The sequence below is a fragment of the Mixta sp. Marseille-Q2659 genome (genome assembly GCF_940807255.1).
Taxonomy (GTDB): Bacteria; Pseudomonadota; Gammaproteobacteria; order Enterobacterales; family Enterobacteriaceae; genus Mixta.
The window spans coordinates 1-20,386 of the sequence record NZ_CALNWY010000039.1; the positions used below are offsets into that span (position 1 = coordinate 1).

Consider the following 20,386-nt stretch of genomic DNA (forward strand, 5'->3'; position numbering starts at 1 on the left):
ATCCCGTCCGTGAGTGCCCACACAGATTGTCTGATAAATTGTTAAAGAGCGGTGCGACCGGCGCTTCGTGCCGTTGTCGCGAGGTGGCGTATATTACGCTTTCCTCTTTCAGAGTCAACCTCTTTTTTCAGAAGTTTTTCTCCGGCGATTCAGACTTCGCTGAACCGCTCAACACCGCGTGGCGTAAGCCATTGTGCCGTGTCGATGGAGGCGCATTATAGGGATCCGAATTCTTTGCACAAGCCTTTTTTCGATCTTTTTTATCAGTTGCTGACTTTTCATTCTTTTCGCTGAGATCTTATGCGATCGGCCTAAAATTACCGCACAATATCAAGGTGCGTTTCCGCTGTTATCCGCTACGCTGCACAAAATCATTTAAAGGAGAAATTGTATGTCTGCTGCTTTACGTCCTTATAAGCACTCTTTTCCTCGTACCGGCCATCGCGTCATGGTTGATCCCACCAGCGTAGTCGTTGGCGATGTTACCCTGGGAGATGATGCCAGCATCTGGCCACTTGTAGCGATTAGGGGAGATGTAAACAGTGTTGTTATTGGCAAGCGCAGCAACATTCAGGACGGCAGCGTACTTCATGTCACGCATAAATCCGCCAGCCAGCCGGAAGGCTTTCCCTTAATCATTGGTGAAGAGGTTACCGTCGGACATAAGGCGATGCTGCATGGCTGCACAATTGGCAACCGAGTGCTGGTTGGTATGGGTTCTATTTTACTGGATGGCGTAATAGTAGAAGACGATGTAATGATTGGCGCCGGCAGCCTGGTACCGCCCGGGAAACGACTGGAAAAAGGCTATCTCTATCTGGGCAGCCCGGTAAAACAAATCCGGCCGTTAAATGAAAAGGAAATTGAGGGGCTGCGCTATTCAGCAAATAACTATGTCACCTGGAAGGATGATTACCTGGCTCAGGAAAGCCAAACCCAGCCTTGAGCATCCTCTCGCTGTTCTTCGATTAGCTCTTGCGCCAGATCTTCCAGATCCCAGCGATGAGCGCGAAAAATTTCCAGCGGCTCGCCTTCTCCGAACCGCTGAAATAGCACTGCCGCGCTAATCACGCAGGTCAGTTGAAAACCATTAACCATGGCGGGAAACGTTACCGCCTGCTCGGTTTCATTCCATGTTTCCCGATCGGGGAACTGTATCGCCTGATTCATGTTGCCAGCTCTGACTGTAATCGGTTAAGGGCCGACGTCACATCAGGCAATACGCCATGCCAGAGCAGAAAAGCGTGCGCCGCCTGCCCAACCAACATACCTAACCCATCCGCCATGGCTGTTGCCCCGGCCTGTTGGCACCAGCTAAGGAATGGCGTCGCACCTTGTTGATAAAACATATCGTAGCAGCGGGTGTCGTCGTTAATTAATGAAGCAGGCAGCGCAGGAATACTTCCATCTACTCCACTGGACGTGGCATTTATAATTAAATCAAACTGCTTATCCGTCAGCTCCGTCATTGCCAAAGCGTTAACTCTGCCAGTTTGATGGAAAACGGCAGCCAGCTCGCTGGCGCGAGATAACGTACGGTTAGCTATCGTGAGAGAACACCCGTAAGAAAGCAGCGGCAGAATTACGCCGCGCGCCGCGCCACCAGCGCCTACTAACAAAATACGATCGTCAGGCTTGATGAGTGAGAGTCTTTCCAAATCGCTAAGCAAGCCGACGCCATCAGTATTATCCCCAAGTAATTGTCCATCCTCGCCCCAGTGCAGCGTATTGACCGCTCCGGCCGATGCTGCTCGCTCCGTTAATCGATCCGCCAGTTCATAAGCCTGCTGCTTAAAGGGCAACGTTACGTTGGCTCCTACCCCTCCTTCCTGATGGAAATTTTGCAGAGTAAGGCCAAAACCATCAAGCGGCGCAAGTAACTGCCCGTAACGATGCGTAATACCCGTTTGCTCCGCAAAGTAACGGTGAATCAAGGGCGATTTACTGTGAGCGATGGGATTGCCAATCACCACGAAGTTATTCATTTTTTATCCCTGCCGAATAATATCACCGCTTATAACATCGCGAATTTCTGAAGGATTAAGCCGACCGCCCGTCTCTCCATGTAAAACAGGAAAATGTGCGCCAAACTGCTGAAGCACTTCTTCCACGTTTCGGCAGGGAGGCTGACCGCTCAGGTTTGCACTGGTGGATACCAGAGGTTTGCCAAATTTCTGGCATAACGCCTGAACTAAAGGATGATCGCTAACCCGCACTGCCAACGTATCGAAACGTCCTGTCAACCAGCGAGGCGTATCGGGCAACGCAGGCAAGACCCACGTCACTGGGCCGGGCCAGGAGGAAAACATCTTTTCGCGCTGCGCCACGGAAAGCGCATGATCGGCAATATAAGGCTTAAGCTGACTATAATCAGCGGCAATTAATATCAACCCTTTTTCGACCGGCCGCTGCTTAAATGCCAGTAGTTGCATTACTGCAGTTTCGCTATCGGGATCGCATCCCAGTCCAAATACAGCTTCTGTTGGATAAGCAATGACTGTCTGCTGACGCAACTGCTCAACGCACCAGTCAAGCGCTCCGGGAATATTGTCTTTATTCACTACTGTTTCCTGCATTTACGGGTTTGCCGCACGCTTTACTGGCACAAAAAAGTTTTAAGCCATGGGCGGTTTTCTTTTCGATTAATAATGGGAAATGACAAAAAGCACAGGTTCCCTCTTTCGGCGTAAAATTCACGGCAAACTGGCAATCAGGATAGCGATTGCAGGCGTGAAAGGTTTTACCGAAACGTGAACGGCGCTGTACCAAATGCCCTTTTTGACATTGTGGGCAGGAAATAGAGGTTTCATCTGGACGGTCGATAGTTTCAGTATGAGCGCATTCAGGATAGCGACTACAGCTGATAAACATTCCGTAACGTCCCTGCCGTAATACCATTTCCGCTTGACATACAGGACAGTGCTGTCCTGCCAGGACTTTAACGATGTGCCCATCTGACGGGTTTTTCAGCGGTCGGACGTAATCACATTCTGGATAATTTGAACATCCCAGAAATGGACCATGTTTGCCGGAGCGAATAACGAGAGCTGCCCCACAGGTGGGGCAGGGTTCATGCTTTCGCACTGAGAAAAGTGCTGGTTTACTCATTGCGTTTGACCACTGTTAAACAACTCAGTGCAACATTCCTTCATTGACGTCGAAAAGTAGTTCTTCCATTTGCTGATAGGCATTTTCGCATCCGGGGATGTTAAACAGCACCATCAGTACCACCCATTTAAGATCTTCCAGATCAAATTCAAACGTATCCAGAGCCATGACTCGCTCAATAACCATCTCTCGCGTTTCCAGATTCAATACCTGAATTTGCTCCAGAAACAGAATAAAACCGCGACAGCTGGCATCAAGACGCTGACTTTCTTCCTCGGTATAGATACGCATCGAGAGCGGATCGGTGGTTAACAGTATCGGAGCGACAAGTCCATCCTGATAGTCTGCTAATTTTTCCAACCAGTTCAACGCATTATTAATATCGTCACGATGAAATCCAGCATCTGCCAGATCATCAGTCAGTTTATCCTGATCAACGCGCATCTCTGCTTCGCTGTGGATATAAGTTTCAAACAAGTACATTAGTACGTCGAACATGGCCTGCCCTCCTCAATCGGACATAGCCGCCGGGTACAGCTGCGATCCATCCTGCTAACTCCAGCTCAAGCAGTTTAGCTATGATGGCTGGCACAGGTTGGCCGGCACGTTCAGCGACGACGTCAACAGGTGTAACCTCATCTCCTACGTTAGCCAACACATCGGCAAATGGCAATGGACCATCAGCATTGTCTGAAGAATTAATTCTATTCTGCGCGGTAAGCGGTAACCACTGCAGGCTGCTGTGAATCTGCTCAAGGATATTATTAGGGTGAGCAACTAATAAAGCTCCCTGCTGAATAAGCCAGTGGTTGCCCTCGCTGACATTGCTGCCAAGCGGTCCTGGCAACGCATAGACTTCCCGATTCTGTTCTAACGCATAACGCGCTGTAACTAACGAACCACTTTTTAAAGAAGCTTCCACTACCAAAACGCCAAGGCTTAATCCGCTAATAATACGATTGCGTCGTGGAAAATTATGCGCATAAGGCACCGTACTAAGAGAGAATTCCGATACAAGCGCCCCGCCCGCCTCGACAATCTGTTCGGCAAGACGTTGGTGATTTGCAGGATAGAGCCGCTCTAATCCACTCCCTAAAACGGCAACAGTTTTTCCTTTTACCGCTAAGGCAGCTCGATGCGCCACCGCATCGATCCCGCGCGCTAACCCGCTGGTAATCGTCAGCCCGCTCAACGCTAAGCTTTGCGTAAAATAATCTCCCCACTGCCGCCCGTAATGCGATGCGCTACGGCTACCGACCACCGCCAACTGCGGGGCAGAAAGCAGGTGCGGATCGCCAGAAACCATCATTGCAGCCGGATAACGCGCAATATCTTTTAATAGTGGAGGAAACAGCGGATCGTCTGCGGTGATTAAATGGTGATTCGGCTGTTCGAGCCAGCGCTGCGCCCGTTCAAGGCTTTTTTCAGAAACCGACTGAAAGGCTTCGATCTGCGTCGCGTCAAAACCTGCGGCGATAAAGTTTTGTGGATCTGCATGTCCGTCATGACTTAATAAGTGTGCGGCTCGCAACATCTTTTCACCGTACAATCCAGATACGCTCATCAGGCGTAGCCATACTTCCGTTGAAGTCATTTTGCGTCCTTGTCCATGCGCGCCAGCGCTCGCTTTCCCTGTCCGCAATGCTGTCAATCAAGGAGTGAAATGTCTACAATAAGAGGCAACGATAGTTTCTTCTCTGAATACAGATCTGGAAAGTTATGTCAGTCTTACAAGTATTACATTATCCCGACGATCGCCTTCGCATCGTCGCGAAACCCGTCACTGAAGTGAATGCGGAAATTCAGCGCATCGTAGATGATATGTTTGAGACGATGTACGCCGAAGAAGGCATCGGCCTGGCAGCAACTCAGGTCGATATTCACCAGCGTATTATCGTTATTGACGTATCAGAAAATCGTGATGAACGTCTGGTGTTGATAAATCCTGAGCTGCTGGAAGAAAGCGGTGAAACCGGTATTGAAGAAGGCTGCCTTTCCATTCCTGAACAGCGCGCTCTGGTACCACGCTCGGAACGCGTAAAAGTTCGGGCGCTGGACCGCGAAGGTAAAACGTTTGAACTGGAAGCAGATGGCCTGCTGGCAATTTGTATTCAACATGAAATGGATCATCTGGTTGGTAAGCTGTTTATTGACTATTTATCCCCGTTGAAACGCCAGCGTATTCGCCAAAAACTGGAAAAGCTAGCTCGCCTTAATACCCGTGCCTCCTGATAGTAAGGAATAGCGTGTCTGAATCATTGAAAATAATTTTTGCTGGCACTCCTGACTTCGCAGCGCGTCATCTTGACGCGCTGCTTACGTCTGAGCATCAGATCGTTGGGGTCTTTACTCAGCCCGATCGCCCTGCTGGACGTGGCAATAAACTTACGGCCAGCCCGGTCAAACTCCTTGCCCAGCAGCATGATATTCCGGTATTCCAACCCAAATCCTTGCGGCCTGAAGAGAATCAGCAGCTGGTTGCTGTTTTACAGGCTGATGTGATGGTCGTAGTGGCTTATGGCCTTATCCTGCCGCAGGCTGTGCTGGATATGCCGCGTCTTGGCTGTATCAATGTTCATGGTTCTCTGCTTCCGCGCTGGCGCGGCGCGGCGCCGATCCAACGCTCGCTTTGGGCTGGCGATAATGAAACCGGCGTTACCATTATGCAGATGGATGCAGGCCTGGATACCGGCGGCATGTTACTGAAACTGGCCTGCCCTATTACCGCAGCGGATACCAGCGCTACTCTGTATGCCAGGTTAGCAGAGCTGGGACCGCAAGGGTTGCTGCAAACGCTCGCGCATTTAAGCCAGGGCAACATAAAACCTGAGCCGCAGGATAACAATCTTGCTACCTATGCCGAGAAGTTAAGCAAAGAAGAAGCGCAGCTTAACTGGTCGCTGTCAGCCGCACAGCTTGAGCGCTGTATCCGGGCTTTCAATCCCTGGCCCGTTAGCTATTTTTATATTGATGAGCAGCCGGTTAAGGTGTGGCAGGCCAGCGTTCTGCCACATCAGGATGGTTATCAGCCGGGCGAGATTGTCCAGGCAGATAAAAACGGCATCCAGGTCGCCACATCGGAAGGCATATTAAATATCCAGACGCTACAGCCAGCAGGCAAAAAAGCTATGTCGGTACAGGATATTCTGAACTCACGCCGCGAGTGGTTTACACCAGGAACGCGCCTCGCCTGATTTAAAGCTCGGTTATCATACCGGGCTTGATTTATTGATGATTCAAAAATGAAAAAAACGATCAATCTCCGCAGCCTTGCGGCGCAAACGCTTGAGCGCGTGGTAGAACAAGGCCAGTCCTTAAGTAATCTGTTGCCGACGGCGCAAAAAAATCTTTCTGATAAAGACGGCGCGCTATTACAGGAGCTTTGCTTCGGCGTGCTGCGCACGTTGCCGCTGCTCGAAGCGGCGATTAAACAGCTTATGGCTCGTCCTCTGACGGGCAAACAGCGCACTTTACATTTTTTAATTATGGTCGGGCTTTATCAGCTTCTGTATACCCGCATTCCGGCCCATGCAGCGCTGGCTGAAACGGTAGAAGGCGCAACCGTTCTTAAGCGTCCTCAGCTGAAAGGTTTGATAAACGGCGTGTTACGTCAGTTCCAGCGCCAACAGGCCGAGCTAATGCCTCAACTTGAGCAGGAGCCGCAGCGCTTTTTGCATCCGAGCTGGTTGTTGAAGCGTTTGCAGCTGGCCTGGCCAGAACAATGGCAGCAAATTATCGAGGCGAATAATCAACGGCCTCCGATGTGGCTACGTGTTAATCGTCAACACCATAGCCGTGACCAGTGGCTGGCATTACTGCAGGAGAATGGCAACAACGCCACGTCTCATCCTGTCTATCCCGATGCTTTAATGCTGGAAACGCCATCCGCAGTCGGCCAGTTGCCCGGTTTTGCGCAAGGATGGGTTACCGTACAGGATGCATCAGCTCAGGGCTGCGTAACGTATCTTGAACCTCAGAATGGGGAGCGGATCCTCGACCTGTGTGCCGCGCCCGGCGGAAAAACTACTCATATTCTTGAGGCGGCGCCATCGGCTCAGGTTATGGCTGTTGATATTGATCCCCAGCGCCTGAAACGCGTTACTGAGAATCTGACGCGGCTTAATATGCAAGCTGAGGTAAAGCAAGGCGATGGTCGATACCCCGATCAGTGGTGCGACGGTACGCTGTTCGATCGTATTTTGCTGGATGCGCCTTGCTCGGCTACCGGCGTCATTCGACGTCATCCAGATATTAAATGGTTGCGGCGCGACCGCGATATTCCGGAGCTGGCATCTTTACAGCGTGAGATCCTCGATGCTATCTGGCCACATCTGAAATCTGGCGGCACTTTGCTTTATGCAACCTGCTCCGTTTTGCCAGAAGAAAACCAGCTACAGATCGCCAGTTTTCTGGAACGTCATCAGGATGCTGAGCATATTCCGCTTAGTCATGACAGCGCTGTTGGGCTGCAATGCTTCCCTGACCCGCAAGGCGGCGATGGGTTCTTTTACGCTAAGCTAATAAAAAGATAACGTAGTATGCGCTGCGACAACCTATAAGTTGAAACAACGATGAAAATAATCATTCTCGGAGCAGGTCAGGTCGGCGGCACGCTGGCTGAAAACCTGGTTGGCGAAAATAATGACATTACCGTAGTGGACAAGGACGCGACGCGTCTACGTCACCTACAGGATAAGTTTGACTTGCGCGTTGTGCAGGGCCACGGCTCTCATCCCCGGATCTTACGTGAAGCGGGCGCGCAGGATGCTGATATGCTGGTTGCAGTAACCAGCTCCGACGAAACCAATATGATTGCCTGTCAGGTAGCTTATACGCTGTTTAATACGCCGAACCGTATTGCACGTATTCGAGCTGCAGACTATATCCGCGACGCAGAAAAATTGTTTATCCCGGAAGCGGTGCCTATTGATCATCTGATTTCGCCAGAGCAATTAGTCATAGATAACATTTATCGCCTGATTCAATATCCGGGCGCGCTTCAGGTGGTTAATTTTGCCGAAGGCAAAGTGAGTCTGGCCGTAGTAAAAGCCTATTATGGCGGGCCGCTGATTGGTAATCCTTTGTCAATCATGCGCGAACATATGCCCCACATTGATACGCGCGTTGCGGCAATCTTCCGTCAAGATCGCCCTATCCGTCCTCAGGGTTCAACGATTGTCGAAGCGGGTGACGAAGTCTTTTTTATCGCGGCCAGTCAACATATCCGCGCGGTAATGAGCGAGATGCAACGGTTGGAAAAGCCTTATAAGCGGATAATGCTCGTTGGCGGCGGTAATATTGGTTACGGCCTGGCGCAACGGCTGGAAAAAAATTACAGCGTTAAGCTGATTGAACGTAATCAGCAACGAGCAGCCGAACTGGCTGAGCTGTTGCAGGATACAATCGTTTTTTATGGCGACGCGTCGGATCAAGAGTTACTGGTTGAAGAGCATATCGATCAGGTGGATCTTTTTATCGCCGTTACCAATGATGATGAAGCCAACATTATGTCAGCGATGCTGGCGAAAAAAATGGGCGCCAAAAAAGTTATGGTGCTAATCCAGCGGCGCGCCTACGTTGATTTAGTGCAGGGAAGCGTGATTGATATTGCTATTTCCCCTCAGCAGGCGACCATTTCCGCTCTGCTTGGCCATGTACGCAAGGCTGATATTGTTAGCGTTTCATCTTTACGCCGCGGCGTTGCCGAAGCCATCGAAGCCATTGCCCACGGAGACGAAACGACCTCCCGTGTAGTTGGTCGGTTGGTGGAGGATATTAAATTGCCACCGGGAACCATTATCGGTGCGGTGGTACGTGGTGATGACGTTATGATCGCCAATAACAATCTTCGTATTGAACAAGGCGACCATGTCATCATGTTCCTGACGGATAAAAAGTTTGTCCCGGATGTCGAACGCCTTTTCCAGCCAAGTCCGTTTTTCCTCTAATTTTCCTAACGGCAAGGAAGCCGTTTACTGCCTCAGGTTCGCTGCTCCATCAATTGACCATGGCAAACCTCGATACGTTTGTTAGACTTTATAGTTTGGCAATGGAGAGGAGCTGTTTATGAGTTTTTTCAAAGAATTCCGTGATTTTGCAATGCGCGGCAATGTTGTGGATCTGGCCGTAGGTGTAATCATTGGCGCCGCTTTCGGCAAGATTGTGTCATCCCTTGTCGCCAATATTATTATGCCCCCCTTAGGATTATTGATTGGCGGCGTAGACTTCAAGCAGTTCAAATGGGTGTTAAAACCTGCACAAGGAGAAACGCCGCCGGTTGTGATGGAGTACGGCATTTTCCTACAGAATATTTTTGACTTCATTATCATCGCGTTTGCGATTTTTATCGCTATCAAACTGATGAACAAGTTACATAAAAAGAAAGAAGTTGAAAAACCTGCAGCTAAACCAAGCGCTGAAGCAACGCTGTTGACTGAAATCCGCGATTTACTTAAACAGCAAAACAATAAGAGCTAAAGTGCGGCCGTTCTGTTAATAACAGGCTTCGATGTTTTTTTCGAGATCAGTTTTGCAGAAACTAAAAGGCCAGTGGTAAAGCTTACTTTACCACTGGCCTCCCAGCCGCTTTTGTTGCTGTGCTTTGCTTTTCGCCGATAACTGCCTTTTCCCTTCACGTTAACTTCAACGCGTGTCTTAAACAGAGGATCATGCAATAGCGCTTCTATAGCATTATCTTTAATCTTACCTTTTTTATGCTGATAACCAGACATAATGTCTCCTGTAGTTAAAGTCAGAAGTTATATAAACCTCATTTTTGCTTAAATCAATGCTTACCTGAGCCAGATTCACTATTTTTTACGGCGCCCTGCTCAAGGCTTTCTAATATAGAACAATCAAGGCTGGTATGAGCAGAACCACAGCAAGCCTCGCTTAAACGCTGTAAAGAATGCCGCATTACCTGAAGTTCAGCTATCCTGCGTTCAACTTCATGCAGTCGTTCTTCAACTATATTTTTAGATTCCTGACAGGTGTGACTTTCTGGATCAACCCGGATTGATAGTAGCTCGCGAATCGCTTCCAGAGATAATCCCAGCAGCTTAGCATGCCGAATAAATTTTAAACGCTGCAGATCATCTTGCGTGTACAAACGAAACCCGCCTGCAGAGCGAGCTGGGACTTCCATCATATTTTCTTTTTCGTAATAACGAACTGTTTCCGGCGTTACACCTGCCAGCCGAGCCAGCTCACCAATGCGATACATAGTTATTCTCCAAAGAGACGATGAGCTATCGCTTCCCGATAATGGCTGGAAAGAAAATCAGTACTCATACCTGCCTGAATTAAATTCATTTCTAACAGACGGAGCCGCTTTAGATAGTCGCTATGCATCTCATCCTGCGGCTCAACCTGCTTTAGTAAATCATTGAGTTCTACAGCTTCGCGCCGCAGTTCAAGTTCCGGCGGTAAATAACCAGCATTTTTTAACAGACGATAGCCAGCACGAAGCTCGGCAGGAACATGACTGTCGTCATCGAGAATAAGCGGCGCGCCTTCTCCCGGCAAACCAGTCAGCTCTCCTTTTTTCTGTGCTTCGAGAATATGCTGTTCAGCCAACTCATCAATTAGCCACATAGGTTACCTCCAGAATTAAGGTTTTCAGGATAGCGCAGAAAAGAGAGAGATAAAGCGGCAGGACGAAAAATGGATATAAAAAAACCGGGCGCCAGGCCCGGTTCTTTAATCTACAACAGATTACTCTGCTGCAGCTTCTGCTTGAGCTTCTGGACGATCAACCAGCTCGATGTAAGCCATCGGAGCGTTGTCACCAGCGCGGAAGCCACACTTCAGAATACGAGTGTAACCACCGGCACGGCTCGCGAAACGCGGGCCCAGCTCGTTAAACAGTTTTGCCACGATCTCGTTATCACGAGTACGGGCGAATGCCAGACGACGATTAGCTACGCTGTCGGTCTTGGCAAGAGTAATCAGCGGCTCAACTACGCGACGCAGCTCTTTCGCTTTCGGCAGGGTCGTCTTGATGATCTCATGACGAACCAAAGAGCCGGCCATGTTGCGGAACATAGCCTGACGATGGCTGCTGTTGCGGTTCAGTTGACGACCACTCTTACGATGGCGCATGACCTTATCCTTCTCAGTAAAACCTTAACCTGCGATCTGGTTATTCATCAGCAATGCTTGCCGGCGGCCAGTTTTCCAGGCGCATGCCCAGAGAAAGACCACGCGAGGCCAGCACGTCTTTAATCTCAGTGAGAGATTTTTTACCAAGGTTAGGCGTTTTGAGTAGCTCAACCTCGGTACGCTGTACCAGATCACCGATGTAGTGGATAGCTTCTGCCTTGAGGCAGTTAGCAGAGCGGACAGTCAATTCCAGATCGTCAACAGGGCGCAGCAGGATCGGATCGAATTCTGGTTTCTCTTCTTTCACTTCCGGCTGACGTACATCACGTAGGTCAACAAAAGCTTCCAGTTGTTCAGCCAGAATGGTTGCCGCACGACGAATCGCCTCTTCAGGATCGATAGTGCCGTTGGTTTCCATTTCGATGACCAGCTTGTCCAGGTCGGTACGCTGTTCTACACGCGCAGCTTCAACATTGTAGGCGATACGGTCTACAGGGCTGTAGCAGGCGTCGACCAACAGACGGCCGATTGGGCGCTCATCTTCTTCCGAATGAATTCGGGCAGAAGCCGGCACATAACCACGGCCACGCTGAACTTTGATACGCATATTAATTGATGCGTTTTCATCGGTCAGATGGCAGATCACGTGCTGCGGCTTGACGATTTCGACATCACCGTCATGGGTAATGTCGGCTGCAGTCACAGGGCCAATGCCAGATTTATTCAAAGTAAGGATGACTTCATCTTTACCCTGAACTCTTACCGCCAGCCCTTTCAGGTTAAGCAGGATTTCCAGGATGTCTTCCTGTACGCCCTCTTTGGTGCTGTACTCATGAAGTACACCATCAATCTCAACCTCGGTCACCGCGCAACCCGGCATGGATGACAGCAGAATACGGCGCAGTGCGTTACCAAGAGTATGGCCAAAGCCACGCTCTAAAGGCTCAAGGGTCACCTTGGCGTGCGTCGAACTCAGTTGCTCGATATCTACCAGGCGCGGTTTTAGAAACTCTGTCACAGAACCCTGCATTGTGTCCTCTCTTTGGTACTAAGCTTTACTTGGAGTAAAGCTCGACGATCAGGTGTTCGTTAATGTCCGCAGACAGATCGGTACGTTCAGGAATACGTTTGAACACACCTTCCATCTTAGTTGCATCAACTTCCAGCCAGGTTGGCTTTTCACGCTGCTCAGCCAGCTCCAGAGCGGCTTTCACGCGAGACTGCTTTTTGGCTTTCTCGCGGATGCTGACTACGTCATTCGGAGATACCTGATAAGAAGCGATGTTAACAACGCGGCCGTTTACCATGATGGATTTATGGCTAACCAGCTGACGTGCTTCTGCACGAGTAGCGCCAAAGCCCATACGATAAACTACGTTGTCCAGACGACCTTCCAGCAGTTGTAACAGGTTTTCACCGGTGTTGCCTTTCAGACGTGCTGCTTCTTTGTAATAGTTACGGAACTGACGCTCAAGCACGCCGTAGATACGACGAACTTTCTGCTTTTCACGTAACTGACCGCCGTAATCAGACAGACGCGGTTTACGCGCACCATGCTGACCAGGGGCTTGTTCAATCTTACACTTGGAATCAATCGCGCGAACGCCAGACTTCAGGAACAGGTCTGTGCCCTCACGACGGCTCAGCTTGAGCTTAGGACCCAAATATCTTGCCATTTTCTTTCTCCAACTATCCTAAAAACGAGCGTTATACGCGACGTTTTTTCGGCGGACGACAACCGTTGTGAGGGATCGGAGTCACATCAGTAATATTAGTGATGCGGAAACCTGCGGCGTTCAGAGCACGAATAGTAGATTCGCGACCCGGACCCGGACCCTTAACCATAACTTCCAGATTCTTGATACCGTAATCTTTCACGGCCTCTGCGCAACGCTCAGCAGCAACCTGTGCAGCGAACGGCGTAGATTTACGAGAACCACGGAAACCGGAACCACCGGCAGTTGCCCAACCCAGTGCGTTACCCTGACGGTCAGTAATGGTAACGATGGTGTTGTTAAAAGAAGCATGGACATGAGCCACGCCATCTGAGACTTGTTTTCTTACACGTTTACGTGCACGAACTGGTGCCTTTGCCATTATTCAATCACCCCGATTATTTCTTGATCGGTTTGCGCGGACCCTTACGGGTACGGGCGTTGGTCTTAGTACGCTGACCGCGCACTGGCAGACCACGACGATGACGCAAACCGCGATAGCAACCAAGGTCCATCAGACGCTTGATGCTCATGCTAACTTCACGGCGCAGATCACCTTCAACGACAAATTTGGCAACTTCGTCACGCAGCGTGTCGATTTGTTCTTCAGACAGCTCACTGATCTTAACATCTTCAGCGATACCCGCAGCAGCACAGATGGCTTTGGAGCGAGTCTTGCCGATACCATAGATCGAAGTTAATGCGATCACGGTATGTTTCTGATCAGGAATGTTAATGCCTGCTATACGGGCCACTATGCACTCCTAAAATTATATATGCGCCCCATGCTGAAAAGCCCGTTTCAGGATACTCAAATGGAAACGCACAGACATACAAAAGATTGGCTGGCTAATCTAGCCAGCTCAACCCAACTTTGCAAGAAAAATATGCGAGAAAATCAGCCCTGGCGCTGTTTGTGCTTAGGCTCGGCGCTGCAGATCACACGCACGACGCCGTCGCGACGGATGATTTTGCAGTTACGACATAATTTCTTGACGGAAGCACGAACTTTCATTTTTACTCTCCGTAACTTCTCAAGCGCCTGATTAGCGGCTATAGCCTTTCAGGTTTGCTTTCTTCAATGCAGACTCGTACTGACTGGACATCATCAGAGTTTGCACTTGAGCCATAAAGTCCATGATGACAACAACGACGATAAGCAGTGAGGTCCCACCGAAGTAGAACGGTACTTTCATCGCATCACGCATGAACTCCGGGATCAGGCAGATGAAAGTAATGTAGAGCGCACCAACCAAAGTCAGACGCGTCATCACTTTATCGATGTACTTCGCCGTTTGCTCTCCCGGACGAATTCCTGGTACAAATGCACCAGACTTCTTCAGGTTATCTGCTGTTTCTCGCGGGTTGAAAACCAAAGCCGTATAGAAGAAACAGAAGAAGATGATTGCAGTCGCATAGAGTAGCACATAAAGCGGCTGTCCTGGCTGCAAATAGAGCGAAATAGTTGTCAGCCAGTTCCATCCTGTACCGCCACCAAACCATGAGGCAATAGTCGCAGGGAACAGGATAATGCTGGAGGCGAAAATTGCCGGGATAACCCCTGCCATGTTCACCTTCAACGGTAAATGTGTACTCTGTGCAGCATAGACACGACGGCCTTGCTGACGTTTCGCATAGTTCACCACAATGCGGCGTTGACCACGCTCAACGAAAACAACGAAGAAGGTCACTGCAAATACGAGAACTGCAACCAACAGCAACAGAAGGAAGTGCAGGTCGCCTTGCCGCGCTTGCTCGATGGTATGGCCAATGGCCGGCGGAAGACCCGCAACAATACCAGCAAAGATTATGATTGAGATACCGTTGCCGATACCACGTTCAGTAATCTGTTCGCCCAGCCACATCAGGAACATTGTTCCGGTAACCAGACTCACAACAGCGGTAAAATAGAAAGCAAAGCCTGGATTAATTACCAGGCCCTGCATTCCAGGCATATTCGGTAAACCGGTAGCAATACCGATCGACTGAAAAATTGCCAATACCAGAGTACCGTAACGGGTGTACTGACTAATCTTACGACGGCCAGCCTCCCCTTCTTTCTTGATTTCTGCCAGGGCGGGATGAACCACCGTCAGCAGCTGGATAATAATTGATGCCGATATATACGGCATAATTCCCAGAGCAAAGATAGAAGCACGGCTTAAAGCACCACCAGAGAACATATTAAACATTTCAATGATGGTGCCGCGCTGTTGTTCAAGCAGTTTGGCAAGTACAGTGGCATCGATACCAGGGATCGGAATAAAAGAGCCAATGCGGAATACAATCAGCGCACCGATGACAAACAAAAGTCTGCGTTTCAGTTCGCCGAAACCGCCCTTGGCACTTTGAAAATCTAATCCTGGTTGCTTAGCCATCTGCTACTTATTCCTCAATTTTACCGCCAGCAGCTTCGATTGCAGCACGAGCGCCTTTAGTGACGCGCAGACCACGAACCGTTACCGGTGCAGAAACTTCGCCAGACAGAATTACTTTCGCAAATTCAATCTGAGTACCGATGATGTTTGCTGCTTTCAGCGTATTCAGGTCAACGATACCGCCTTCCACTTTCGCCAGCTCGGACAGACGGATTTCCGCTGTAACCATTGCTTTACGAGAAGTGAAGCCGAATTTCGGCAGACGACGGTACAGAGGCATCTGACCGCCTTCGAAACCACGACGTACGCCACCGCCAGAACGAGACTTCTGACCTTTGTGACCACGACCGCCGGTTTTACCCAGGCCAGAACCGATACCACGACCCAGACGTTTACCCGCCTGTTTTGAGCCTTCGGCCGGAGACAGAGTATTTAAACGCATCTGTTACTCCTCCACTTTAACCATGTAGTAAACCGCGTTAACCATACCGCGTACAGCAGGCGTATCTTCACGCTCAACGGTATGGCCAATGCGACGCAGACCCAGGCCAAGCAGCGTTGCCTTATGCTTAGGCAGACGGCCGATTGCACTGCGGGTTTGAGTAATTTTGATCGTCTTTGCCATGGTCAATTACCCCAGAATGTCTTCAACGGATTTACCACGCTTGGCAGCGACCATTTCCGGAGACTTCATATTTTCCAGGCCATCGATAGTTGCACGAACCACGTTAATCGGGTTAGTAGAACCATAGGTTTTAGCCAGAACGTTATGAACTCCAGCGACTTCCAGGACGGCGCGCATTGCACCACCGGCGATGATACCGGTACCTTCTGAAGCCGGCTGCATGAACACACGGGAACCTGTGTGCGCACCTTTAACCGGGTGCTGCAGGGTGCCGTTAGTCAGCGCGACGTTAATCATGTTGCGACGGGCTTTTTCCATCGCTTTCTGGATCGCTGCCGGTACTTCACGCGCTTTACCGTAACCAAAACCTACGCGACCGTTACCATCACCCACTACAGTCAGTGCGGTGAAGGAGAAAATACGGCCACCTTTAACAGTTTTAGATACACGGTTTACCGCGATCAGCTTTTCCTGCAGTTCACCAGCTTGTTTCTCGATGTGTGCCATCTTAGACCTCTACCTTAGAACTGAAGGCCAGCTTCACGGGCAGCTTCTGCCAGTGCCTGGACGCGACCATGATATTGGAAACCGGAACGGTCGAAAGCAACGTCTTTGATGCCTTTTTCCAGCGCGCGCTCAGCAATAGCTTTACCTACCGCAGAAGCAGCGTCTTTGTTGCCGGTGTACTTCAGTTGTTCAGAGATAGCTTTTTCTACAGTAGAAGCAGCAACCAGAACTTCAGAGCCATTCGGGGCGATTACCTGTGCGTAAATATGACGCGGGGTACGATGTACCACCAGGCGAGTAGCACCCAGCTCTTTGATCTTGCGACGTGCGCGGGTCGCACGACGGATACGAGCAGATTTCTTATCCATAGTGTTACCTTACTTCTTCTTAGCCTCTTTGGTACGCACGACTTCGTCGGCGTAACGAACACCCTTGCCTTTGTAAGGCTCAGGACGACGGTAGGCGCGCAAGTCAGCCGCAACCTGGCCGATCAGCTGTTTATCAGCACCTTTCAGTACGATTTCAGTCTGAGACGGACATTCTGCAGTGATTCCCGCAGGCAGTTCGTGGTCAACCGGGTGAGAAAAACCCAGTGACAGATTCACGACATTGCCTTTAACGGCTGCACGATAACCTACACCAACCAGCTGCAGCTTCTTAGTGAAGCCTTCGGTAACACCGATAACCATTGCGTTCAGCAGCGCACGGGCAGTACCCGCCTGCGCCCAGCCGTCAACGAAACCTTCGCGCGGAGCGAAAGTCAGAGCGTTGTCAGCATGCTTAATTTCAACAGCATTATTGATAGTACGAGTCAGCTCGCCGTTTTTACCTTTGATCGAAATTTCCTGACCGTTGAGTTTTACCTCTACGCCGGCAGGAACAACGACAGGTGCTTTAGCAACACGAGACATTATATTCCTCCGTTAAGCCACGTAGCAGATAATTTCGCCACCAAGACCAGCCTGGCGCGCTGCACGATCAGTCATAACACCTTTAGAGGTAGAAACAACAGCAATACCCAGTCCAGCCATTACCTTCGGCAGCTCATCTTTTTTCTTATAGATGCGCAGACCAGGACGGCTAACACGTTGAATGCTTTCTACCACAGCTTTACCCTGGAAATACTTAAGAGTCAGTTCCAGTTCCGCCTTGATGTCGCCTTCGATTTTGAAATCTTCAATATAACCTTCTTCCTTCAGCACGTTGGCGATTGCCACTTTCAGCTTGGAGGAAGGCATGGTGACCGCAACTTTGTTCGCGGCCTGACCGTTACGGATACGGGTCAGCATATCCGCGATCGGATCTTGCATGCTCATCTGTCTTTACTCCCGTGATTCAATTGGTGACAATTACCAGCTAGCCTTTTTCAGACCCGGGATCTCACCGCGCATAGCGGCTTCACGGACCTTGATACGGCTCAACCCGAACTTCCGCAGGAAACCATGCGGACGACCTGTTTGACGGCAGCGGTTACGCTGACGAGACGGGCTGGAATCACGCGGCAGACTCTGCAGCTTGAGAACAGCATTCCAACGATCTTCGTCGGAGGCGTTCACATCAGAAATGATCGCTTTCAGTTCTACGCGTTTTGCGAAGAATTTGTCTGCTAATTTCTCACGCTTGACTTCGCGTGCTTTCATTGATTGCTTAGCCATTAAGTAACCCTACCTTACTTGCGGAACGGGAAGTCAAAAGCAGCCAGCAGAGCACGGCCTTCATCATCAGATTTCGCAGTAGTGGTAATGGTGATATCCAAACCACGAACGCGATCGACTTTGTCATAGTCGATTTCTGGGAAGATGATCTGCTCACGGACGCCCATGCTATAGTTACCACGACCATCGAAAGACTTCGCAGACAGGCCACGGAAGTCACGAATACGCGGTACAGCAATAGTGACCAGACGCTCAAAGAACTCCCACATGCGTTCGCCACGCAGAGTTACTTTACAGCCGATCGGATAGCCCTGACGGATTTTGAAGCCTGCAACTGATTTGCGTGCTTTGGTGACCAGCGGTTTTTGACCGGAGATTGCTGCCAGGTCAGCTACTGCGTTATCCAGCAGCTTTTTGTCAGCGATCGCTTCACCAACACCCATGTTCAGGGTGATCTTCTCGACCCGAGGGACTTGCATGACAGAATTGTAGCCAAACTCAGTCATGAGTTTTTTAACTACTTCGTCTTTGTAGTAATCATGCAGTTTCGCCATCGTACTACTCCAAATTACTTGATAGTTTCGCTGTTAGACTTGAAGAAACGGACTTTTTTGCCGTCTTCGAATCTAAAGCCTACACGGTCAGCCTTACCGGTAGCCGCATTGAAGATAGCAACGTTAGAAACCTGAATTGCAGCTTCTTTTTCAACGATGCCGCCTGGTTGGTTCAGAGCCGGAACCGGCTTCTGATGTTTCTTCACCAGGTTGATACCTTCAACAATGACCTTGCCAGAAGACAGGACATTTTTTACTTTACCGCGCTTACCTTTATCTTTACCGGTCAGCACGATAACTTCGTCGTTACGACGGATTTTCGCTGCCATTGCTCGCTCCTTAGAGTACTTCTGGTGCCAGGGAGATAATTTTCATGAACTTTTCATTACGAAGTTCACGAGTTACCGGCCCAAAAATACGCGTTCCGATAGGCTGCTCGCTGTTATTGTTTAAAATAACGCATGCATTACCATCGAAGCGAATGACAGAACCGTCAGGGCGACGAACACCCTTCCTGGTGCGCACCACTACCGCCTTAAGCACATCACCTTTTTTCACTTTACCACGCGGAATCGCTTCCTTGATGGTAACTTTGATGATGTCGCCTACGCCTGCGTAGCGACGGTGCGAGCCACCCAGAACCTTGATACACATTACGCGACGTGCACCGGAGTTGTCGGCGACGTTCAGCATAGTCTGTTCTTGGATCATTTTAGTGCTCCGCTAATGTCAACTACTACTTCGGGACCCAAACAGCGGGTCGTTAGAAAGCCCCATAATTGAGGGCGCGGCATTATAACACCGGTTCTCGCAGATGGGTAGAAAAAATAAACGGCTCTTGCGAGCCGTTTATCTTATTTTTTAAGAAAGGGGATTCTATTACAGAACCGCTTTCTCTACAACGCGAACCAGCGTCCAGGACTTAGTCTTGGACAGCGGACGGCATTCGCGGATTTCAACCACGTCGCCGATACCGCATTCGTTGTTCTCGTCATGGATGTGCAGCTTAGTCGTACGCTTAATGAATTTACCGTAGATCGGGTGCTTCACGAAACGCTCGATAGCAACAACTGCAGATTTCTGCATTTTGTCACTAACAACACGACCTTGCAGAGTACGGATTTTATCGGTCATTACGCACCCGCCTTCTCAGTCAGTAAAGTCTTAACACGTGCAACATCACGACGCACATTCTTCAGCAGATGAGTCTGTTGAAGCTGGCCAGATGCTGCCTGCATACGCAGGTTAAACTGCTCACGCAGCAGGTTCAGCAGCTCAGTGTTCAGCTCTTCAATGCTTTTTTCACGCAGCTCTTTTGCTTTCATTACATCACCGTCTTAGTAACAAAGGTGGTTTTGATAGGCAGTTTTGCTGCTGCCAGCTTGAATGCTTCACGGGCCAGCTCTTCCGGTACACCGTCCATTTCATACAGGACTTTACCCGGCTGGATCAAGGCAACCCAATACTCCACGTTACCTTTACCTTTACCCATACGCACTTCCAGCGGCTTCTCGGTGATCGGTTTGTCCGGGAATACACGGATCCAGATCTTACCTTGACGCTTAACTGCACGGGTCATAGCACGACGTGCTGCTTCGATCTGACGAGCAGTCAGACGACCACGGCCAACAGCTTTCAGACCGAAAGTACCGAAGCTCACATCCGTACCGGCAGCCAGACCACGGTTGCGGCCTTTGTGCACCTTACGGAATTTTGTACGCTTTGGTTGTAACATCAGCGACTC

The 20,386-nt window shown here is 49.9% G+C and carries 34 protein-coding genes and 1 pseudogene; 6 read left to right on the forward strand and 29 right to left on the reverse strand.

The annotated features are described in order from the left end of the window. Positions 1-391: 391 nt before the first annotated feature. A complete protein-coding gene (locus tag P3C52_RS18805; RefSeq protein ID WP_275556433.1) occupies positions 392-946 on the forward strand; it encodes a gamma carbonic anhydrase family protein in 555 nt (184 codons plus the stop codon). On the opposite strand, the gene P3C52_RS18810 is transcribed toward P3C52_RS18805, so the two are convergent. The 6 genes from P3C52_RS18810 to dprA are packed head-to-tail and all read right to left on the reverse strand — an operon-like array spanning position 922 to position 4,702. Then, positions 922-1,170: a DUF1488 domain-containing protein gene (locus P3C52_RS18810; protein WP_275556434.1), complete on the reverse strand. Its 249-nt coding sequence runs from the start codon at positions 1,168-1,170 to the stop codon at positions 922-924. The two genes, P3C52_RS18805 and P3C52_RS18810, sit on opposite strands and share 25 nt — an antisense overlap. Then, positions 1,167-1,985: a shikimate dehydrogenase gene (gene aroE, locus P3C52_RS18815; protein WP_275556435.1), complete on the reverse strand. Its 819-nt coding sequence runs from the start codon at positions 1,983-1,985 to the stop codon at positions 1,167-1,169. Before aroE ends, P3C52_RS18810 begins: the two co-directional genes overlap by 4 nt. Positions 1,986-1,988: 3 nt before the next feature. Beyond that, on the reverse strand, positions 1,989-2,576 hold the full coding sequence (gene tsaC / locus P3C52_RS18820; protein ID WP_275556436.1) for an L-threonylcarbamoyladenylate synthase type 1 TsaC: 588 nt from the start codon (positions 2,574-2,576) through the stop codon (positions 1,989-1,991). Beyond that, positions 2,554-3,108: a topoisomerase DNA-binding C4 zinc finger domain-containing protein gene (locus P3C52_RS18825; RefSeq protein ID WP_275556437.1), complete on the reverse strand. Its 555-nt coding sequence runs from the start codon at positions 3,106-3,108 to the stop codon at positions 2,554-2,556. The genes tsaC and P3C52_RS18825 overlap by 23 nt, the downstream gene beginning before the upstream one ends. Before the next feature lie 24 nt (positions 3,109-3,132). Further along, entirely contained in the window at positions 3,133-3,606 is a 474-nt protein-coding gene (smg, locus tag P3C52_RS18830) for a DUF494 family protein Smg (RefSeq protein WP_103061387.1), read from the reverse strand. Beyond that, positions 3,578-4,702: a DNA-protecting protein DprA gene (gene dprA, locus P3C52_RS18835; RefSeq protein WP_275556438.1), complete on the reverse strand. Its 1,125-nt coding sequence runs from the start codon at positions 4,700-4,702 to the stop codon at positions 3,578-3,580. The genes smg and dprA overlap by 29 nt, the downstream gene beginning before the upstream one ends. A 125-nt stretch (positions 4,703-4,827) precedes the next feature. Here dprA and def point away from each other — a divergent pair, with 125 nt between their 5' ends. From def to mscL, 5 genes are all read left to right on the forward strand, one after another. Further along, complete coding sequence (gene def / locus P3C52_RS18840; protein WP_275556439.1) at positions 4,828-5,340, forward strand: peptide deformylase; 513 nt, start codon at positions 4,828-4,830, stop codon at positions 5,338-5,340. 14 nt (positions 5,341-5,354) lie between these two features. Further along, a complete protein-coding gene (gene fmt, locus P3C52_RS18845) occupies positions 5,355-6,302 on the forward strand; it encodes a methionyl-tRNA formyltransferase (RefSeq protein WP_275556440.1) in 948 nt (315 codons plus the stop codon). Positions 6,303-6,350: 48 nt separating this feature from the next. After that, on the forward strand, positions 6,351-7,640 hold the full coding sequence (gene rsmB / locus P3C52_RS18850; protein ID WP_275556441.1) for a 16S rRNA (cytosine(967)-C(5))-methyltransferase RsmB: 1,290 nt from the start codon (positions 6,351-6,353) through the stop codon (positions 7,638-7,640). Positions 7,641-7,679: 39 nt separating this feature from the next. Continuing rightward, on the forward strand, positions 7,680-9,056 hold the full coding sequence (gene trkA, locus P3C52_RS18855; protein WP_275556442.1) for a Trk system potassium transporter TrkA: 1,377 nt from the start codon (positions 7,680-7,682) through the stop codon (positions 9,054-9,056). Positions 9,057-9,174: 118 nt separating this feature from the next. Beyond that, the gene (gene mscL / locus P3C52_RS18860; RefSeq protein WP_275556443.1) at positions 9,175-9,585 is read left to right on the forward strand and encodes a large-conductance mechanosensitive channel protein MscL; all 411 of its coding nucleotides are present in this window, start codon (positions 9,175-9,177) and stop codon (positions 9,583-9,585) included. 56 nt (positions 9,586-9,641) lie between these two features. On the opposite strand, the pseudogene P3C52_RS18865 reads toward mscL, so the two are convergent. From P3C52_RS18865 to rplP, 23 genes and pseudogenes are all read right to left on the reverse strand, one after another. Beyond that, positions 9,642-9,839: pseudogene (locus tag P3C52_RS18865) on the reverse strand (alternative ribosome-rescue factor A); the annotation flags it as partial. Between the two features lie 53 nt (positions 9,840-9,892). Next, positions 9,893-10,330, reverse strand: coding sequence for a Zn(2+)-responsive transcriptional regulator (zntR, locus tag P3C52_RS18870; protein WP_275556444.1), 438 nt, complete (start codon positions 10,328-10,330; stop codon positions 9,893-9,895). Positions 10,331-10,332: 2 nt separating this feature from the next. Then, positions 10,333-10,701 (reverse strand): DUF1992 domain-containing protein, encoded by a 369-nt coding sequence (locus tag P3C52_RS18875; RefSeq protein ID WP_275556445.1) that lies wholly within the window; start codon positions 10,699-10,701, stop codon positions 10,333-10,335. Between the two features lie 120 nt (positions 10,702-10,821). Continuing rightward, the gene (rplQ, locus tag P3C52_RS18880) at positions 10,822-11,208 is read right to left on the reverse strand and encodes a 50S ribosomal protein L17 (protein WP_003850180.1); all 387 of its coding nucleotides are present in this window, start codon (positions 11,206-11,208) and stop codon (positions 10,822-10,824) included. Positions 11,209-11,248: 40 nt separating this feature from the next. Next, the gene (gene rpoA / locus P3C52_RS18885; RefSeq protein WP_085068452.1) at positions 11,249-12,238 is read right to left on the reverse strand and encodes a DNA-directed RNA polymerase subunit alpha; all 990 of its coding nucleotides are present in this window, start codon (positions 12,236-12,238) and stop codon (positions 11,249-11,251) included. A 25-nt stretch (positions 12,239-12,263) separates the two neighbouring features. Further along, positions 12,264-12,884: a 30S ribosomal protein S4 gene (gene rpsD, locus P3C52_RS18890; RefSeq protein WP_085068454.1), complete on the reverse strand. Its 621-nt coding sequence runs from the start codon at positions 12,882-12,884 to the stop codon at positions 12,264-12,266. Positions 12,885-12,915: 31 nt separating this feature from the next. Next, on the reverse strand, positions 12,916-13,305 hold the full coding sequence (gene rpsK, locus P3C52_RS18895; protein WP_004160563.1) for a 30S ribosomal protein S11: 390 nt from the start codon (positions 13,303-13,305) through the stop codon (positions 12,916-12,918). Positions 13,306-13,321: 16 nt separating this feature from the next. Next, entirely contained in the window at positions 13,322-13,678 is a 357-nt protein-coding gene (gene rpsM / locus P3C52_RS18900) for a 30S ribosomal protein S13 (protein WP_275556446.1), read from the reverse strand. Between the two features lie 143 nt (positions 13,679-13,821). Beyond that, entirely contained in the window at positions 13,822-13,938 is a 117-nt protein-coding gene (gene rpmJ / locus P3C52_RS18905) for a 50S ribosomal protein L36 (protein WP_004160566.1), read from the reverse strand. A gap of 31 nt (positions 13,939-13,969) precedes the next feature. Then, a complete protein-coding gene (secY, locus tag P3C52_RS18910; RefSeq protein ID WP_104955947.1) occupies positions 13,970-15,301 on the reverse strand; it encodes a preprotein translocase subunit SecY in 1,332 nt (443 codons plus the stop codon). 7 nt (positions 15,302-15,308) lie between these two features. Further along, positions 15,309-15,743 (reverse strand): 50S ribosomal protein L15, encoded by a 435-nt coding sequence (gene rplO, locus P3C52_RS18915; protein WP_275556447.1) that lies wholly within the window; start codon positions 15,741-15,743, stop codon positions 15,309-15,311. A gap of 3 nt (positions 15,744-15,746) precedes the next feature. Then, positions 15,747-15,926 (reverse strand): 50S ribosomal protein L30, encoded by a 180-nt coding sequence (gene rpmD / locus P3C52_RS18920; protein WP_038016616.1) that lies wholly within the window; start codon positions 15,924-15,926, stop codon positions 15,747-15,749. A 6-nt stretch (positions 15,927-15,932) separates the two neighbouring features. Further along, complete coding sequence (rpsE, locus tag P3C52_RS18925; RefSeq protein WP_085068460.1) at positions 15,933-16,433, reverse strand: 30S ribosomal protein S5; 501 nt, start codon at positions 16,431-16,433, stop codon at positions 15,933-15,935. A 14-nt stretch (positions 16,434-16,447) separates the two neighbouring features. Continuing rightward, on the reverse strand, positions 16,448-16,801 hold the full coding sequence (rplR, locus tag P3C52_RS18930; RefSeq protein WP_038629765.1) for a 50S ribosomal protein L18: 354 nt from the start codon (positions 16,799-16,801) through the stop codon (positions 16,448-16,450). A gap of 9 nt (positions 16,802-16,810) precedes the next feature. Next, on the reverse strand, positions 16,811-17,344 hold the full coding sequence (gene rplF / locus P3C52_RS18935) for a 50S ribosomal protein L6 (RefSeq protein WP_275556448.1): 534 nt from the start codon (positions 17,342-17,344) through the stop codon (positions 16,811-16,813). A 12-nt stretch (positions 17,345-17,356) separates the two neighbouring features. Further along, a complete protein-coding gene (gene rpsH, locus P3C52_RS18940; RefSeq protein ID WP_275556449.1) occupies positions 17,357-17,749 on the reverse strand; it encodes a 30S ribosomal protein S8 in 393 nt (130 codons plus the stop codon). 33 nt (positions 17,750-17,782) lie between these two features. Continuing rightward, positions 17,783-18,088, reverse strand: a complete 306-nt coding sequence (gene rpsN, locus P3C52_RS18945; protein WP_085068464.1) for a 30S ribosomal protein S14 — start codon at positions 18,086-18,088, stop codon at positions 17,783-17,785. Positions 18,089-18,102: 14 nt separating this feature from the next. After that, entirely contained in the window at positions 18,103-18,642 is a 540-nt protein-coding gene (gene rplE, locus P3C52_RS18950) for a 50S ribosomal protein L5 (protein ID WP_038629762.1), read from the reverse strand. A gap of 14 nt (positions 18,643-18,656) precedes the next feature. Then, a complete protein-coding gene (gene rplX, locus P3C52_RS18955) occupies positions 18,657-18,971 on the reverse strand; it encodes a 50S ribosomal protein L24 (RefSeq protein WP_038629761.1) in 315 nt (104 codons plus the stop codon). Positions 18,972-18,981: 10 nt separating this feature from the next. Next, entirely contained in the window at positions 18,982-19,353 is a 372-nt protein-coding gene (gene rplN / locus P3C52_RS18960; protein ID WP_038629760.1) for a 50S ribosomal protein L14, read from the reverse strand. A gap of 168 nt (positions 19,354-19,521) precedes the next feature. Further along, a complete protein-coding gene (gene rpsQ, locus P3C52_RS18965) occupies positions 19,522-19,776 on the reverse strand; it encodes a 30S ribosomal protein S17 (RefSeq protein ID WP_013510766.1) in 255 nt (84 codons plus the stop codon). After that, complete coding sequence (gene rpmC, locus P3C52_RS18970) at positions 19,776-19,967, reverse strand: 50S ribosomal protein L29 (protein ID WP_141178026.1); 192 nt, start codon at positions 19,965-19,967, stop codon at positions 19,776-19,778. Before rpmC ends, rpsQ begins: the two co-directional genes overlap by 1 nt. Continuing rightward, entirely contained in the window at positions 19,967-20,377 is a 411-nt protein-coding gene (gene rplP, locus P3C52_RS18975; protein ID WP_008927134.1) for a 50S ribosomal protein L16, read from the reverse strand. Before rplP ends, rpmC begins: the two co-directional genes overlap by 1 nt. Positions 20,378-20,386 lie beyond the last annotated feature (9 nt).

What these genes read in the sequence shown, in the direction of transcription:
- P3C52_RS18805 (WP_275556433.1), top strand. Translation starts at nt 392, where the DNA reads ATGTCTGCTGCTTTACGTCCTTATAAGCACTCTTTTCCTCGTACCGGC.
- P3C52_RS18810 (WP_275556434.1), bottom strand. Translation starts at nt 1,170, where the DNA reads ATGAATCAGGCGATACAGTTCCCCGATCGGGAAACATGGAATGAAACC.
- aroE (WP_275556435.1), bottom strand. Translation starts at nt 1,985, where the DNA reads ATGAATAACTTCGTGGTGATTGGCAATCCCATCGCTCACAGTAAATCG.
- tsaC (WP_275556436.1), bottom strand. Translation starts at nt 2,576, where the DNA reads ATGCAGGAAACAGTAGTGAATAAAGACAATATTCCCGGAGCGCTTGAC.
- P3C52_RS18825 (WP_275556437.1), bottom strand. Translation starts at nt 3,108, where the DNA reads ATGAGTAAACCAGCACTTTTCTCAGTGCGAAAGCATGAACCCTGCCCC.
- smg (WP_103061387.1), bottom strand. Translation starts at nt 3,606, where the DNA reads ATGTTCGACGTACTAATGTACTTGTTTGAAACTTATATCCACAGCGAA.
- dprA (WP_275556438.1), bottom strand. Translation starts at nt 4,702, where the DNA reads ATGACTTCAACGGAAGTATGGCTACGCCTGATGAGCGTATCTGGATTG.
- def (WP_275556439.1), top strand. Translation starts at nt 4,828, where the DNA reads ATGTCAGTCTTACAAGTATTACATTATCCCGACGATCGCCTTCGCATC.
- rsmB (WP_275556441.1), top strand. Translation starts at nt 6,351, where the DNA reads ATGAAAAAAACGATCAATCTCCGCAGCCTTGCGGCGCAAACGCTTGAG.
- trkA (WP_275556442.1), top strand. Translation starts at nt 7,680, where the DNA reads ATGAAAATAATCATTCTCGGAGCAGGTCAGGTCGGCGGCACGCTGGCT.
- mscL (WP_275556443.1), top strand. Translation starts at nt 9,175, where the DNA reads ATGAGTTTTTTCAAAGAATTCCGTGATTTTGCAATGCGCGGCAATGTT.
- zntR (WP_275556444.1), bottom strand. Translation starts at nt 10,330, where the DNA reads ATGTATCGCATTGGTGAGCTGGCTCGGCTGGCAGGTGTAACGCCGGAA.
- P3C52_RS18875 (WP_275556445.1), bottom strand. Translation starts at nt 10,701, where the DNA reads ATGTGGCTAATTGATGAGTTGGCTGAACAGCATATTCTCGAAGCACAG.
- rplQ (WP_003850180.1), bottom strand. Translation starts at nt 11,208, where the DNA reads ATGCGCCATCGTAAGAGTGGTCGTCAACTGAACCGCAACAGCAGCCAT.
- rpoA (WP_085068452.1), bottom strand. Translation starts at nt 12,238, where the DNA reads ATGCAGGGTTCTGTGACAGAGTTTCTAAAACCGCGCCTGGTAGATATC.
- rpsD (WP_085068454.1), bottom strand. Translation starts at nt 12,884, where the DNA reads ATGGCAAGATATTTGGGTCCTAAGCTCAAGCTGAGCCGTCGTGAGGGC.
- rpsK (WP_004160563.1), bottom strand. Translation starts at nt 13,305, where the DNA reads ATGGCAAAGGCACCAGTTCGTGCACGTAAACGTGTAAGAAAACAAGTC.
- rpmJ (WP_004160566.1), bottom strand. Translation starts at nt 13,938, where the DNA reads ATGAAAGTTCGTGCTTCCGTCAAGAAATTATGTCGTAACTGCAAAATC.
- secY (WP_104955947.1), bottom strand. Translation starts at nt 15,301, where the DNA reads ATGGCTAAGCAACCAGGATTAGATTTTCAAAGTGCCAAGGGCGGTTTC.
- rplO (WP_275556447.1), bottom strand. Translation starts at nt 15,743, where the DNA reads ATGCGTTTAAATACTCTGTCTCCGGCCGAAGGCTCAAAACAGGCGGGT.
- rpmD (WP_038016616.1), bottom strand. Translation starts at nt 15,926, where the DNA reads ATGGCAAAGACGATCAAAATTACTCAAACCCGCAGTGCAATCGGCCGT.
- rpsE (WP_085068460.1), bottom strand. Translation starts at nt 16,433, where the DNA reads ATGGCACACATCGAGAAACAAGCTGGTGAACTGCAGGAAAAGCTGATC.
- rplR (WP_038629765.1), bottom strand. Translation starts at nt 16,801, where the DNA reads ATGGATAAGAAATCTGCTCGTATCCGTCGTGCGACCCGCGCACGTCGC.
- rplF (WP_275556448.1), bottom strand. Translation starts at nt 17,344, where the DNA reads ATGTCTCGTGTTGCTAAAGCACCTGTCGTTGTTCCTGCCGGCGTAGAG.
- rpsH (WP_275556449.1), bottom strand. Translation starts at nt 17,749, where the DNA reads ATGAGCATGCAAGATCCGATCGCGGATATGCTGACCCGTATCCGTAAC.
- rpsN (WP_085068464.1), bottom strand. Translation starts at nt 18,088, where the DNA reads ATGGCTAAGCAATCAATGAAAGCACGCGAAGTCAAGCGTGAGAAATTA.
- rplE (WP_038629762.1), bottom strand. Translation starts at nt 18,642, where the DNA reads ATGGCGAAACTGCATGATTACTACAAAGACGAAGTAGTTAAAAAACTC.
- rplX (WP_038629761.1), bottom strand. Translation starts at nt 18,971, where the DNA reads ATGGCAGCGAAAATCCGTCGTAACGACGAAGTTATCGTGCTGACCGGT.
- rplN (WP_038629760.1), bottom strand. Translation starts at nt 19,353, where the DNA reads ATGATCCAAGAACAGACTATGCTGAACGTCGCCGACAACTCCGGTGCA.
- rpsQ (WP_013510766.1), bottom strand. Translation starts at nt 19,776, where the DNA reads ATGACCGATAAAATCCGTACTCTGCAAGGTCGTGTTGTTAGTGACAAA.
- rpmC (WP_141178026.1), bottom strand. Translation starts at nt 19,967, where the DNA reads ATGAAAGCAAAAGAGCTGCGTGAAAAAAGCATTGAAGAGCTGAACACT.
- rplP (WP_008927134.1), bottom strand. Translation starts at nt 20,377, where the DNA reads ATGTTACAACCAAAGCGTACAAAATTCCGTAAGGTGCACAAAGGCCGC.